Annotated in this window: 14 protein-coding genes and 1 pseudogene; 10 read left to right on the top strand and 5 right to left on the bottom strand. The window is 61.3% G+C overall.

Going from position 1 to position 14519, the window contains the following annotated elements; genetic code table 11:
* A pseudogene (locus tag JMA46_RS08655) lies at positions 1–430 on the bottom strand (pyruvate dehydrogenase (acetyl-transferring), homodimeric type); the annotation flags it as partial.
* Between the two features lie 437 nt (positions 431–867).
* On the opposite strand from JMA46_RS08655, the gene JMA46_RS08660 reads away from it, so the two are divergent.
* A complete protein-coding gene (locus JMA46_RS08660; protein ID WP_207344943.1) occupies positions 868–1662 on the top strand; it encodes an SDR family oxidoreductase in 795 nt (264 codons plus the stop codon).
* A gap of 383 nt (positions 1663–2045) precedes the next feature.
* Here the strand turns inward: JMA46_RS08660 and JMA46_RS08665 are convergent, their stop codons facing one another.
* The 4 genes from JMA46_RS08665 to uraD all read right to left on the bottom strand — a co-directional run bounded on the left by JMA46_RS08665 (position 2046) and on the right by uraD (position 5443).
* Positions 2046–3551, bottom strand: a complete 1506-nt coding sequence (locus tag JMA46_RS08665; RefSeq protein WP_207344944.1) for a nucleobase:cation symporter-2 family protein — start codon at positions 3549–3551, stop codon at positions 2046–2048.
* Positions 3552–3692: 141 nt separating this feature from the next.
* Positions 3693–4604, bottom strand: a complete 912-nt coding sequence (gene pucL, locus JMA46_RS08670; RefSeq protein ID WP_207344945.1) for a factor-independent urate hydroxylase — start codon at positions 4602–4604, stop codon at positions 3693–3695.
* A gap of 3 nt (positions 4605–4607) precedes the next feature.
* Complete coding sequence (gene uraH, locus JMA46_RS08675; protein WP_207344946.1) at positions 4608–4949, bottom strand: hydroxyisourate hydrolase; 342 nt, start codon at positions 4947–4949, stop codon at positions 4608–4610.
* The gene (gene uraD / locus JMA46_RS08680; RefSeq protein WP_207344947.1) at positions 4946–5443 is read right to left on the bottom strand and encodes a 2-oxo-4-hydroxy-4-carboxy-5-ureidoimidazoline decarboxylase; all 498 of its coding nucleotides are present in this window, start codon (positions 5441–5443) and stop codon (positions 4946–4948) included. The genes uraH and uraD overlap by 4 nt, the downstream gene beginning before the upstream one ends.
* 290 nt (positions 5444–5733) lie before the next feature.
* On the opposite strand from uraD, the gene bcp reads away from it, so the two are divergent.
* The 9 genes from bcp to JMA46_RS08725 all read left to right on the top strand — a co-directional run bounded on the left by bcp (position 5734) and on the right by JMA46_RS08725 (position 14429).
* Positions 5734–6201, top strand: coding sequence for a thioredoxin-dependent thiol peroxidase (gene bcp, locus JMA46_RS08685; protein ID WP_207344948.1), 468 nt, complete (start codon positions 5734–5736; stop codon positions 6199–6201).
* A gap of 474 nt (positions 6202–6675) precedes the next feature.
* Positions 6676–7248, top strand: coding sequence for a hypothetical protein (locus JMA46_RS08690; RefSeq protein WP_207344949.1), 573 nt, complete (start codon positions 6676–6678; stop codon positions 7246–7248).
* 44 nt (positions 7249–7292) lie between these two features.
* Positions 7293–7568, top strand: a complete 276-nt coding sequence (locus JMA46_RS08695; protein ID WP_207344950.1) for a hypothetical protein — start codon at positions 7293–7295, stop codon at positions 7566–7568.
* A complete protein-coding gene (locus tag JMA46_RS08700) occupies positions 7565–8314 on the top strand; it encodes a response regulator transcription factor (protein ID WP_348770098.1) in 750 nt (249 codons plus the stop codon). Before JMA46_RS08695 ends, JMA46_RS08700 begins: the two co-directional genes overlap by 4 nt.
* Positions 8315–8351: 37 nt before the next feature.
* Positions 8352–9887: an aldehyde dehydrogenase family protein gene (locus tag JMA46_RS08705; protein WP_207344951.1), complete on the top strand. Its 1536-nt coding sequence runs from the start codon at positions 8352–8354 to the stop codon at positions 9885–9887.
* A complete protein-coding gene (locus tag JMA46_RS08710; RefSeq protein ID WP_207345000.1) occupies positions 9880–11196 on the top strand; it encodes a CaiB/BaiF CoA-transferase family protein in 1317 nt (438 codons plus the stop codon). Before JMA46_RS08705 ends, JMA46_RS08710 begins: the two co-directional genes overlap by 8 nt.
* A complete protein-coding gene (locus JMA46_RS08715) occupies positions 11189–12040 on the top strand; it encodes an enoyl-CoA hydratase-related protein (protein WP_207344952.1) in 852 nt (283 codons plus the stop codon). The genes JMA46_RS08710 and JMA46_RS08715 overlap by 8 nt, the downstream gene beginning before the upstream one ends.
* Positions 12041–12141: 101 nt before the next feature.
* Positions 12142–12771, top strand: coding sequence for a TetR/AcrR family transcriptional regulator (locus tag JMA46_RS08720; protein WP_207344953.1), 630 nt, complete (start codon positions 12142–12144; stop codon positions 12769–12771).
* Positions 12768–14429, top strand: coding sequence for an MDR family MFS transporter (locus JMA46_RS08725; protein ID WP_207344954.1), 1662 nt, complete (start codon positions 12768–12770; stop codon positions 14427–14429). The genes JMA46_RS08720 and JMA46_RS08725 overlap by 4 nt, the downstream gene beginning before the upstream one ends.
* Positions 14430–14519 lie beyond the last annotated feature (90 nt).

Raw genomic sequence — 14519 nt, forward strand, 5'->3', positions numbered from 1 at the left:
CGGGATGATCCTTACCCCGGAAGAAATGATTAAAACCAACCTCGTACAACGTCGACGCACCAGCATAAGTGGAAATATGCCCACCCACACCAATATCAGGAGCCTGCGCACGATGCACCAAAATAGCTGCGTTCCACCGCAACCACGCACGATACTTCCGCTCGATGCCCTCCTTGCCAGGATACTCAGGCTCCTGATCAGCCGGAATCGTGTTCACATAATCAGTAGTCGTCACCATCGGCACCCCAACACTGCGCGCCCCCGCACGCTGGAGCAAACTACGCATAATGAACTGGGCACGCTCCGTGCCACGATCCTGAATCAACGCATCCAAAGACTCAAGCCACTCGGCAGTCTCATCCGGATCACGATCAGGAAGCTGGTTAGTCAACCCGCTAAGGATATGGGAGTTCTCGTCTCGCTGTAGCACTTGATACCTCTTTCCACGTTGCAGTCACGCACCTCCGCGTTGGCGAGGCGGCGTCGTCCCGCCCGCCACGCGTTCTCCGTCGAACGAGGCGTGGGCGTGAGGCATCCCGATAAGGGCCCCATCAGATGATTATCACCATATGAAAACAAAATATTGTATGTTGAGAATACTGTGTGCATCCAAGGGATGCAACACCTATCCACCCTTTAGTCATGCGCGCGTTAGGGTTTGACTACCTGTGAGGTGGCTCATATAATCTCGTTCGTATGACGAAAATTGGATCTCACCTAGTGAAATATTCAAAATGAGCGTCGAATGAAATGACAGTTGAATGACGCGGCTGCGTCCGCCCGCGTTCCGTTGGCTGGTCGTTAGCCCAGCCGCCTAGGATCGGTCCAAGGTCATTCCCCTGAGACAGCCACCATCAAGGAGCCGAGATGAACCGTGAAACAACAGAATCACCAGAACCCGGTGCGGGGGAGTTGGAGGCATCCAAGGTCCTGCTTGTCACCGGTGCCGGCTCCGGCATAGGTCGAGCCGTGGTCCAGGAGGCCCTTTCAGCGGGCTACACGGTAGTTTTGGCGGGTAGGCGTGAGGCAGAGCTCATCGAGGCTGCACAGGGCAATACACGGGCGTTGTGCGTACCGACGGACGTTTGCGATCCGACGCAGGTGGAAAACCTGTTCCGCCAGGCTGTGGAACATTTTGGTCGCGTTGACGTATTGTTCAACAATGCTGGGATGTTTGGCCCCTTTGGTTCGGTTGATGAGATCTCATTGGCCGATTGGAACGCTACCCTGGCCGTCAATCTGACGGGATCCATGATCTGCGCTGCCGAAGCCATGCGCACCATGAAGGCGCAGGAACCCCAGGGTGGGCGGATCATCAATAACGGCTCCATTTCGGCGCACTCGCCCCGCCCGAAGTCTGCGGCATACACCGTGAGCAAACATGCCATCAGCGGTCTGACCAAGTCCATTGAACTGGACGGGCGCGCATTTGGCATTAGCTGTGGCCAGATTGACATTGGCAACACTGCCACCGCCATCATGGCCGACCTTGGCGTCAACAGCGGTGCCCTGCAAGCCAACGGCAGCCTGCTGGTGGAACCGACGTTCCCTGTGGCAGAAGCTGCCAAGACCGTCCTGTACATGGCTGGCATGCCGGCCAGCGCCAACATTGGCCAACTCGTGGTCACGGCGGCCGGAATGCCGTTTGTAGGCCGCGGCTAGTTTGCCCCTAGTTCGCCTCTAGTCCGCGCCTGGGTAAGCCACGACTGAATCGTAGCAAGCCTGTCCCTCCCCGACGCTCCTGCAGCTTCAGGTGTGTATTACTCAACGCTCCCGCATGAACTGAGGGAGCGTCGGAAAATATACGCCGAAAGGTGCAGGAGCGTTGGTCTTGGATTACAGCGGTTGGGGCCGGTTGGTACTCCCACCCGCACCATCCCACACCGCCAACTCCCTGGAAACTCAACTCCCCCGCTCGGTCAACATCCTGCACGTTTTACTTATTGCAACATCCGTCGTGAAAGATCCAAGTTAAACGGCGCTGCCGCCGTCCCCGATGATGGGGGCGGCGGCAGCTTTGCAGACGGAGGTCTCAAGCAGGAAGCTTAGTGCTCGGCTTCCACAGGACGGATCGCGACTTCCTTGCCGTCGGCGTCGATGAGCTTGCCATCTTCCCAACGGTCGCCGTGTTCCAGGCAGTCCACCACTTCGGCAGGCACAAGCCGTTCGGTGCCTGCGGCAAATACTGAGGGATTATCTGGATTGCCGAACTTGAAGTGGTTGAACAACAGGTTGAGCAGGATTGCCACGACGGCGGCGGAGCTGATGCCGGAGTGGAAGATCGTGGCGAACCAGGTGGGGAACTGATCGTAGAACGTCGGTGCAGCGATCGGGATGATGCCAGCACCGATGGACGTGGCAACGATGATCAGGTTCATGTTGTTCTTGTAGCTGACAACGGACAGTGAGCGGATACCACTGGCGGCAACCGTGCCGAACAGGACGATGCCAGCGCCGCCAAGGACGGGCAGCGGCACTGCAGCGACCACGCGACCCATAACCGGCAGAATACCCAAGACTACGAGGATGACACCGCCGGCAGCAACGACGAAGCGGCTCTTAATGCCGGTGACGGCGACCAGGCCCACGTTCTGGGCGAAGGCGCTCTGCGTGAAGGATCCGAAGACGGGTGCGATAACGCTGGCGGCCATGTCGGCGCGCAAGCCGTCGCCAAGACGGCGGGAGTCGACCTTGGTGTCCACGATTTCCGCGACGGCCAGGATGTCAGCAGAAGTTTCAACCATGATGACCAGAACCACGATAAACATCGAGATGATGGCGGCGAGCTGGAAGGTCGGAACGCCCAAGTGGAACGGGGTCGGGAAGGCGACGATAGCGCCGTTGCCCACCTTGGAGAAGTCAGCCATGCCAATAGCAACGGCGATGAGGGTGCCGATGACGATCGCCAGGAGGATGGACAAGCGTGAGATGGTGCTGTTTCCGAGCTTGCTCAGCAGCAGCACAATGACGAGAGTCAGCGCTGCCAGGCCGATGTTGGCCACGCTGCCGTAGTTGTCGGCCTTGGAGTTGCCACCCATGGCCCAGTTGGCCGCCACTGGCATCAAGGACAAACCGATCACGGTGATGACGGTGCCGGTCACGACCGGCGGGAAGAACTTGATGACCTTGGAGAAGATCGGGGAGATGATCAGGCCCAGCAGGGACGAGACGATGACCGCACCGAAAACGTTACGGAGTCCGAGGTGATCGTCACTGGGGCCAACAGAGGTGACAATTGCCACCATGGTTGCCACGCCGGCGAACGATACGCCCTGCACCAGCGGGAGCTGGGAGCCGAAGAACGGCACCCCGATAGTCTGAAGAAGGGTGGCTAGTCCACCCATGAACAGACAGGCTGCAATAAGCAGGCCGATATCGCCCGGGTTCAGGCCCGCGGCCTGACCAACAATTAGTGGTACGGCGATAATTCCGCCGTACATGGTTAGTACGTGTTGGAATCCATAGGCGAAACTTGCACCTATTCCTAGACGTTCGTCCTCTGGCCGGGCCGGTTTTGCGGCTGCTACGGCGGATCGTGAACTCCTGGTCATAGCGGACCTCCTTGTCTGCTTACCTTGGGTTATACGTCAGCTCACTTTGGGGGCTGCCGTGCCAGTTGGGCGGGAGACCGAAGTCCCCCGCCCAACTATTTGTCTTGCAATGACTTGGGCTTCATCGAAGCCCGGTAATTCTTAGCAGAAGCCTGCGACGCCTTCCCAGACGTTGCCTGCATCCGATGCGTTTTCGCGAAGCACGGTGCCTTCGATCAGGCCGTAAGGACGGTCTGCTGCGAAGAAGACTTCGTTGGGGTTGTCCTGGCCGAAGTGGGACAGGTCAACAACGAAGTGGTGCTTGTTAGGCATGGAGAACTTGATTTCATCGATCTCCGGGTGCGCGTTGAGAACCTTCTTGCCCATTTCGAACAGGGTGTTCTGCAAAGCGTGTGAGAAGCCTTCGGTGAAGCCTTCCAGCAAGAGAGCCTTGACGTCTTCGTAGGACTTGTTGAAGTCGAAGTCGGCGTCGACAGCCTCGGGGTTGAAGCGCCAGCGAGCAGCAACGTCGGTGCTCATGATGCGGTCGTTGGTTGCTTCCAAGGTGGTGTACTTGTCAACCGGGAAACCATCGAAACCGGACTGGGTGGACTTCAGAACTGTGAGGTTCTTCAGACCGGCCAGCACCTGGGTCTTGTCGCCGTCCTTGACGACGACGGCGGTGCGGACTTCCTGGTTGCTCTTGACGAACGAGTGGTCGTGCTCGGCGCCATTGGCGACGATGCGGTTCCATCCGTACTGCTCGGCTGCCCAGCGGCCGCCGTCGATCCATGCAAATTCGTCGGTGAAGTGCTTGCCCAAGCGAAGCAGGAAAGCTTCCGGTGAGCCAACGCCGTCACGGGCGAACGAGTAGATGGTGTTCTTCTGCGTGTCGGTGGGGACAACGTGGGCGTTGTCGCCATCGATGTGTGCAGCGTTGAAGTCTCCGCGAACCTCGGACGTGACATTGAGATCTTCGATCTCGTGACGGTCGGTGTCGCGTGTCAACTTGACCAGACGGACCTCAGCCTTGCCGTACTGGTTGGCGCCCAAGATGATGTTGTTGTCAGTCATGATTTAACTTCCTCTGTATGTTGAATAGGCGAATGGACTAAGCAATAGGGGCACGTGGTAGTGCTCCTGACTTTCCTCGACCGCAAAGGTCAGGGATACCTCCGGAAAGAAGGTGTCCGATTTGATGCCGGCGAAGTAGGCGCCCGTGTCGAACCGCAGTTGGTAGTTACCGCTCTGCAATCGCTCGGGGCCAAGGTCTTTCACCCGCCCGTCAGCATCAGTGGTGCCCGACGCAATCTGGACCCATGCCTCGCCGTCGCGGGCGTAAAGCTCGACGGCGACACGAGCAGCAGGTTTCCCGGCTGCGGTATCCAGAATGTGGGTGGTTATATGGGAGACGCTCATGCGCTCATCACTCCTTCGAGCCTCAGCAGTGCGATTTCTCGCAGTTGCTGGGCGACTATGAGGTTTTCTTCCTCAGCGGTATTCTTCATGCGCTGGTGAAGGGTGTCAATGATCTCCTGTGGTGTCCGGCCAGCGGCTCGGATCAGGAACACCTGGTCAAATTTGGCTTCGTAGGCGCGGTTGCCCTCGGCCAGTGCGGTGACGACGGCACTGTCGCTGGGGTCCACGGCGGATTGTTCCTTGCGGGACAGGCTCGCTTCAGTACTGGCGCCTGCTGCACGCTCACCGATCCGGGGATGGTGTGCCATGGCGGAGGCCACTTCGTCGTCGGTAAAAGGATCCGCGACGGTGCGGGCGCAGTTGAGGAGCTCGTCCAGATCGGCGAACGGACGGGCGGCGATGATTTCGCTGCACCAGCGTTCAATGTCGATGCATGGGCGAAGAACAGCCATTGCTTCGGCTGTCTCTGCGTCGTTGAAGTGTTCAAGCAGCATTGCTTGTCAGTCCTTGCGAGTCGGTGCTGGCATCCACGGTGTTGGCTATACGAAGAAAATCTATTTTCGTATCGTGGAACTGTTATTTCAGCATATGAATAGTGAACAGCATCACAGCGGAGATGTCAATCACAGAATCCGGAATCTTTTACAGGCCTGGCTTGTTTTGCCATTAGAGCGGGGTGTGGTGGGCCAGTTGTAGCACCAACGTTGACGGCACGCTGTACCGACTCTAAACTTATTTCATAGAGCAATATTTCAATTCCACCAGACGAAATTATTGGAGAGACATGTCAACTCAACTTACGCCCGGCCAGCAGGCTCCCGGCTTTACCCTTCCCGATGCAGATGGCAAGAACGTCAACCTGTCCGACTTCGCTGGCCGTCAGGTCGTTGTCTACTTCTACCCCAAGGCAGCCACCCCCGGCTGCACCACCGAGGCATGCGACTTCCGCGACAGCTTGGCTGCATTGAAGGCCGGCGGCGTGGATGTTGTTGGCATCTCCACCGACCCGCAGGAAGCCCTGACCGCTTTCGCTGAGGAATTTGACCTGAACTTCCCGCTCCTTTCCGACGTCGAGCACGAAGTTGCCGAGTCTTGGGGCGCCTGGGGCGAAAAGGTCATCAACGGCAACAAGATGATCGGTACGTTGCGCTCAACCGTCGTGCTCAATGCAGACGGCACGGTGCACAGCGCTGAATACAACGTCGCAGCAGATGGCCACGTGTCGCGTCTGCGCACCGAGCTGGGCCTGTAACCAAGGCACCTACTCCGGCCGCCTGATCGATGCCGCCGCTTCTCCACCTATTCCGGGGCTGAACCCTTGGGACGGGTGGATGAGTGGCGGCATTTTTCGTGTCCCACAACCCACTCCACCGGCCGGGACAAGGAAGAATCAGGAACGCAAAATTAGGGATAAGTGAATTTGTCGGGGGTACGGAACCCCGGTGTCGATCGCCGCCGCCGCTATTCATGTCACCTCCGTCGAGGCGGTCAAGGTGGCCTAGCGTGTTGACGACGTCGGAGCCTGCCGAAACGTGGACGTACGCAGGGGATGATCCGCAGAATCCCGGACCGCCCGGGACGCCGGACACTGCCGCCCCGGACGGTGCTGGACGGATGCTGGTGCAATACCCATCAATGCACCAGCATCGCGAAGGAGAATCAGCGATGGCAACAAGCATCAGTTCCGGGGAATTAGGGGGCGGTGCTGAACGCGGCGTAGTCGTTCGTGAACACCGCTTTCCTACAGGGCGAGGCTACTGTGGCCAACTACATCGAGGCGTTCTCCGAACGTGGCGGCGTGGGCATGCTGGGCGTGCTGCTGAATATTGTCGGCGTTCCCTTGCTGCTGGCCGGACTTGTGGGCCTGCTGCAGTTGGCTAGCCCCAAGTCGTCCATAGTGAGCCGGATTGCGGTGGCCGCCATCACCGTGGGCATGGTGGCGTTCTTGTGCATGAACGGCGCACTCCTGGCGTTTTACAGCTTTGGCTCCGGCGGGGCGGCAGCGGCAGCTTCTGCAGCTGAGCAATTGACGGTGGCAAGCACCGGCATGCTGGCCCTGCTGGTGCCGTTTCTGCTGGGAAATGCCGTGGGCATGGTCTGCACGGCCATTGCCCTGCTGAAGTCAAGGGTCACGTCCCTGTGGGTGCCAGTGGCGCTGCTGCTGTTTTTTGTTCTCGACTTTCTTGTTCCGGCCATGGCGTTTTTTGACACTCACCTGCTCTTCGGCGCCTTTGCTGTGGGGGCAGGCGCCTCGGTGTTGCGCCGCCGGCCGCAGGCCTTCCCGCAGCACAGGCCCTGAACTATGGTTGCTCCATCAGCCAACGACAGGCGCATTGGGGGTGGGTGGATGAACACCAGCCACGCCCTTGCCGCCCGCACGGCGCTCAGCACGGCAGCGAGAAACGGCTGCGCGTCACGGTGACGGACAGCGGAAGTTGGGTGCCGCCGTCGTCCGCCAGGGCAGGGGTGGGGCTTGACTCCATGCGCCAGCGCGCGCGGGAACTGGGTGGCCGTGCCACCATCACCTGCGCCGAGGGGGCAGGCACGGGAACGGGCGCAGGGACGCGGGTGCGGGCCTGGTTGCCGCTGTCGCCAACCCCGGGATTGGAGCAGCCGTGAACGCCGTGAACGCCGTGACCGTGGTGATAGTCGATGACCATCCGGTGTTCCGGCGCGGGCTGCAGTCCCTGTTGGAGACTGCAGGGATGGTGGTGTTGGCGCAGGCGGAGGACGGGCTGGGTGGAATTGCCGCCGTCTTGGAACACCGCCCGGACGTGGTGCCCATGGACCTGCACCTGCCGGACATCAACGGCGCCGAGGCCACACGACGGCTGGTGCGCGACGTGCCGGGGGTGAAAATTTGCATTCTGACCATGTTCGACGACGATGATTCCGTTTTCGCCTCGATGCGGGCCGGAGCGCTGGGCTACTTGCTGAAGGGTGCTGACATTGACGGGATTGAACGGGCCGTGCGGGCTGTTGCGGAAGGGGAAGCACTGTATTCGGCTGCGATTGCGCGGCGTATGCAGGCCTTCTTTGCCGCAGCGGGCCCGGCGCTGGCGGTGCAACCGTTTCCGGAACTAACGCCGAGGGAACGGCAGGTGCTGGAGCATGTGGCACGCGGGGAAGACAATGCGGCCATCGCCGGGGCTCTGGAGCTGAACCAAAAACTGTGCGCAATGTGGTCTCCGCTGTGCTGGCGAAATTACGTGTGGCGGACCGGGCGCAGGCGATGGTGCGGGCCAGGGATGCCGGGCTGGGACATGCCGGGCCGGGGCAGCCGGGGCCGTCGGCGCTGTAAATGCTTGCATGCGCGGCGCGCGGGTGTGACAGTGGAGCTGTGCGGCAGCAACCGCGACATGTGAAGTACGTGTTTTTTCCTGAAGCAAAGGGGCTTTGGTCATGACAGCACAATCACCCGCCCAATCCGGCTCGCAGTGGGTCGTCAGGGACCACCCCATGTGGGTCAACGGTGAGCCGGTTTCTTCCACCTCCGGGAACTGGCACGACGTCCACAACCCGGCCCGGCGTGAAACGGTCATTGCCCGAGTCCCTGCTGGTACGCCCGCGGATGTGGACCTTGCTGTCGCGGCCGCCCGGGCGGCGTTCCGTGGTTGGCGTTACCTGCACTTTTCCGCACGTGCATCCGCCCTGCTGGCCATTGCTGATGAAGTGGAACGGCGCACGGAGGAGTTCGCCCACCTCACGGCCCTGGACACGGGGAACGCACTGCGCACCCAGGCCCGGCCCGAAGTCACCTCGCTCGTGGCCATGTTCCGTTACTTTGCCGGCACTGCCGCCGAGGTGAAGGGAACCACTCTGCCAGCTGGCGAAGACCAGCTCCAGTACACCCGCCTTGAACCGCTCGGCGTGGTGGCGGCGATCCTGCCGTGGAACTCGCCCCTGCTCATCGCCGCCTTCAAGATTCCCGCTGCGCTGGCAACGGGCAACACCGTCATTGTGAAAGCCGCCAATGAGGCTCCGCTGAGCATCCTGCTGCTGGCCGAAGTCTGCAACAAGCACCTGCCAGCCGGTGTGGTGAATGCGCTCACCGGCACCGGCGAGCTCATCGGTTCCGCCCTGGCCGTCCACCCGGGCGTCGACAAGGTTTCCTTCACCGGTTCCACGCGGGTGGGCCGCCAGGTCGGCGCGCAGGCGGGGGAGCGGCTGGCACACCAATCGTTGGAATTGGGCGGAAAGAATCCTTCAATCGTGTTCCCTGATGCGTGGACGGGAGGGAAGGACGACGACGAACTCCTCCAAAGCCTGCTGCTCGCCTCTCGCTTCGCCCGGCAGGGGCAAAGCTGCACGGCCGGGTCCAGGCTATACATCCATGCGGATATTTTTGACGATCTAGTGGGCACGCTCAGCACGAAGCTGGGCGCCATGAAGGTGGGGGACCCGCTGGAGGAATCCTCGGACATCGGCGCCGTCATCAACGCCAAGCAGCACACGGCCATCAGCGGATTCCTGCAGGAAGGCCGCAGCACCGCAGGTATGGCGGCGGTGATCGGAGGGGAGGAACCGGCGTCGGGCCCGTTGACGGAAGGCTACTACCACCTGCCCACCCTGTTCACCGGGGCGAAAAATGAGTTCAGGATTGCCCGGGAGGAGATCTTTGGCCCGGTCCTGCTGGCCATTCCGTGGCGCGGCGTCGACGAAGTCGTGGACATGGCCAACGACACCAACTACGGGCTGGCCGCCTACGTGTTCAGCCACAACCTGGACGAGGCGCTGACCACCGCGCACCGCATCGAAGCTGGCTGGGTGCAGGTCAACCAGGGCGGCGGGCAGGTGCCGGGGCAGTCCTATGGAGGTTACAAGCAAAGCGGCATTGGCCGGGAAGTCTCCCTTGAGGGCATGCTGGCCGGCTTCACACAGACGAAGCAAATCAACGTCAAGCTGCGTCTCCCCGGAGCCGGTGGCCCGCGTGGCTGAGTCGAGTCTGCCTGAGCAGGGGCCCTCCCGGCAGGATCTGCCGCTGTCCGGCATCAAGGTCATGGATCTGTCCCGCGCGCTCGCAGGCCCCTACGCAGCTTCGCTGCTCAGCGACATGGGTGCTGAAGTGACGAAGGTGGAGAGCATCAAGGGTGGGGATTCCTCCCGCAGTTGGGCACCTTTTGACGGCGACCACTCACTGTATTTCGACTCAGTGAACCGTGGAAAAAGCTCAGTGGCAGTGGATTTTTACGCACCGGCTGGTAAGAAGCTGCTGTGGGACCTCGCTGTGGCGAGCGATGTGTTGATTGAAAATTTCCGCCCCGGCGTGCTGGCCTCCACAGGCTTGGACGCTGAGTTGCTGCGTGTTGCCAAGCCCGGCTTGATCATTGCCTCGGTCACCGGCTTTGGCGCCACGGGGCCGCTGAGCAGTGCGGCCGGTTTGGACCAGGTGGCGCAGGGCATGTCAGGGCTCATGTCCGTCACCGGTCTGGACGCCGAGCACATGTACAGGGTGGGTGTGCCCATCGTGGACCTCGTCACCGGCGTCTACACGGCCTTCGGCATTGCAGCAGCCTTGGCCGGGCGGAAGGAGGGCGGGGCTGGGAGCTCGGTCTCGGCGTCGTTGTTGGAGACGGGGCTTTCGCTGTCCGCCTTCCAGGGTCAGCAGTTCCTCAGCACGGGGGAGGTGCCCGTGCCGCACGGCAACAATCACCCGGTGCTGTCCCCGTACGGCGTGTTCCAGACTGGCGACATCCCGCTCATCATGGCCGTGGGCAGTGAAAAGCAATGGGTGCAGCTGTGTGAACTGCTCGGTACCCCGGAACTGGCAGAGCACCCCGACTATGCCACGAGCAGGCTGCGCACCGTACACCGGGAGGAACTGCGCGTGCGCATCGACGGGCTGCTGGCAGGGCATACCGCTGCACAGTGGCTGGAGCGGCTCAAAACGGCGGGCATCCCGGCCGGGCCCATCTACAACTACGCGCAAGCCTTCGCGGATCCTCAGGTCAAGCACCTGGCGATGGTGCAAACCGTCCACCGCAGCGACGGCTCCGTCCTGCCGCTGTTGCGCGGGCCCGTCTCCATCAACGGCCAAGCTCCGCAGGTGGCGAAGGCCCCTCCGGCGCTGGGTCAGGACACGCTGGCGATTTTGGACGGGCTGGGGCTCAGCGCCGAACAGATCGCAGGCTTGGTGGAGGCAGGAGTGGTGTACGACGCCGGCAGCCCCGCCGCGCCCGTCGGCACCTTGGGTGGCACTGCGGATACTACCTTGGGTGGCGCCGGGGGAGGGGAACATCGTGGCTGAGCGGGGGGCGGGCACCGTAACGGTCTCGCACAGCGGACCGGTGGCGTATCTAGTTTTGGACAACCCATCTATGCGCAATGCTCTGACGCAGCCCATGTGGCAACTTCTTCCGGGACTGCTTGCCGAGTTGGCCGATGACGACACCGTGAAGGTCGTGGTGGTGCGCGGGGCCGGTGGCCACTTCTCCGCCGGGGCCGACATCGCCTCGGTGCAGGCGATCCTGCGCCACCGGGCTCCGGAAGAAGAGGCGGAGGACGGGGCGGAGGAAGGGGCCGGGGAAGGTGCCGGGGGAGACATCACCGTGGCAGAGGAAGCGCTGGCCCAGTTCCCTAAACCGACCATCGCCGCCATCGACGGCTACTGCGTGGGCGGTGGCTGGCAGATCGCCGGTGCCTGCGACCTCCGGCTCGCTTCCACAGCTGCCATCTACGGAGTCACACCCGCCAAAATCGGCATTGTCTACCCCCTCTCGGGGATCAAGCGGCTGGTGCAGCTGGTGGGTCCGGCAACGGCCAGATATTTACTGTTCACCGGGGATTTTGTGGATGCAGCGGAAGCGCTGCGGCTGGGCCTGGCCACGAAAGTGCTCCCGCAGTCGACGTTTTGGGACGGCGTTGCGGCGTTTGCCCAGCATGTGGCAGCGCGCTCGCAGCTTTCCGTTCGCGCGCAGAAGGAGCTCATCAACCTCATTGGCCAAGGCGACGGCGGTGCTGCCGCCTTGGATGAGCGGAACCTGTATTGGCAGCGGGAAATGACGGCCGGAGAAGATGCTGCGATCGGCGTCGCGGCGTTCCTGGCCAAGCGGACGCCGCAGTTCACGTGGGTACGGCCAGGCGTGGTCTAAAGGAATCTGTTCGTGCCGACAAGCGGCATGTGAGCTAAAACATTGCACAAATGTAAAGATTGCACTTGTGCAATCTTTGCGTGAGTGCATAAACTGTAGTCATGCAGAAAACTCCAGTGAGCTTGCGAGAGCGCAACCGCCTAGACACGTGGGCCTTGATTCACGACCAGGCCTCCAGCCTTGCCTGCGAACACGGCTTGGCTAAAACCACCGTGGAAGCCATCGCAGACGCAGCAGGAGTTTCCAAACGCACGTTCTTCAACTACTTCCCCACCAAGGAAGACGCCATTCTGGGCATTCAGGCACCCACTCTTTCCGAAGAGACCATTGCCGACTTCCGCGCTGGCGGAACCGGAGATCTTTTTGGCCGGACGGTTCACCTGATGGTCGCCGTCATCCGTTCCATGTTTCCAGAGGCATCCCGGACCGACAGGCGCACGGTCCTGAAGAAAAGGCATCCAGAACTGGCCAGAAGCCTCGTCTCGCACTTGCGGGTCTGTGAGGAATTGGTGGAGGCAGTGCTGCTTGAACGCTATCCCAATGGGCCACAGGAACAATCCTGGTCAGGACTGCCTCCTGGTCGGGACTCGGCACTGGCCTTGTTGATGCTGGCAGGAACCGTCATGCGGTTTGCCTTCGCCAAGGATCCAGGTGCATCCACCAACGAACAAAGCCCGGCCGTGCAAGAGGCCATTGAAATCTTTAGAGAGACTATTAAAGCAACCTTATGAGCTCCACTGACATAAAACCCAAAGCCACGGCGGCTCCCGCCGCCGGGCACTCCGAGCGCAGCGAAAAGCGCAACATCGTCCTGCTGTTCTCCGGCCTCATGGTCACCATGCTGTTGGCATCGCTGAACCAGACAGTGCTTTCCAGCGCCCTGCCCACCATTGTTGGCGAGCTTTCCGGCGTCGAACACATGGCCTGGGTCATCACGGCCTTCATCCTGGCCTCCACCATCATGATGCCCGTCTACGGCAAGCTCGGTGACCTGCTGGGCCGCAAGCCCATGCTCGTATTCGCCATTTCCATCTTCCTCGTCGGCTCGGTCATTGGCGCCTTGGCCAATGACATGAACGTGCTAATCATCGCCCGCGTAGTGCAGGGCCTTGGCGGCGGCGGTTTGATGATCCTCTCGCAGGCCACCATCGCCGACGTTGTCCCGGCCCGCGAACGCGGTAAGTACATGGGCATCATGGGCGGCGTCTTCGCGTTCTCCTCCGTGGCCGGACCGCTCATCGGCGGCGGGCTCACCGAGGGCCCGGGCTGGCGCTGGGTGTTCTGGATGAACGTGCCGCTGGCACTGCTGGCCATTGCGGCCGCCATCTTCCTGCTGCATGTGCCGCGCAAGGTCTTTGCAACGCGTCCCAAGATCGACTACTTCGGCATGATGCTCATTGCCTTGGCCACCACGGCCCTGGTTCTGATCGGCACGTGGGGCGGCTCGCAGTACGATTGGAACTCCCCGCAGATCATCTGGCTGGCCGTCGCCGCTGTCGTGACTGGAACGCTGTTTGTCATCGTGGAAAACCGTGTCTCCGAGCCGGTCATGCCCATGTTGTTGTTCAAGAACCGCAACTTTGTGCTGACCACCATTGCCGGCCTGCTGACAGGCATCGCCATGTTCGGCGCCATTGGCTACATGCCCACCTACCTGCAGATGGCCACGGGCTTCTCTGCTGCTGAATCCGGCATGCTGATGATCCCCATGATGGCTTGCATGTTGATTGTCTCGGTCATCGTTGGCCGCCGGGTCTCCACCACCGGCCGCTATAAGGTCGCCCCGATCGTGGGAAGCGCGATCCTGGCCGTGGCACTGCTGCTGCTCTCCACCATCACCACCGGCACCCCGATCTACGTCATCTGCGTCTACCTGGGCGTCATGGGCATTGGCCTCGGTGCCAGCATGCAGATCCTGACGCTCGTTGCGCAGAACTCGTTCCCGCTGAAGTTTGTGGGTACGGCCACCGCAGGGCAGAACTACTTCCGCCAGGTTGGTGCCACGCTCGGTTCGGCTGTGGTTGGTGCCATGTTCGCCAGCCGCCTGTACCAGCTCATTGCTGAAAAGATCCCCGGTGGTACCGGTGGCGGTGGAGCCAGCTCCTTCACCCCGCACCTGGTGAACAGCATGCCCGAACCCATCAAGCTCCTCATCATCGAGTCCTACAATGAGGCCTTGATCCCGCTGTTCCTGTTCATGGTCCCGCTGGCCCTGCTGGCCGCCGTCGTACTGTGCTTCGTGAAGGAAGTGGCCTTGGAGACCAAGATCGACCGCGAAACGATCGTCGACGTCGCCCCCGGGCAGATGGCAGAGTTTGAGGAAGACATGACGCACGACGCCGTCACTTCCGAAATCGCAAACTCGCCGGCCGTGCTGTCCAGCAAGTAGGCAACGTGCGCTGCTGCAGGCAATAGCCGTCGCAACTCTTGATGCCGTTGTGGTGTTCGGACCTCGCTATAGCAGGGTCCGATCACCACA

Origin of the sequence: Arthrobacter sp. E3 (assembly GCF_017353415.1) — a bacterium.
GTDB lineage: Bacteria > Actinomycetota > Actinomycetes > Actinomycetales > Micrococcaceae > Specibacter.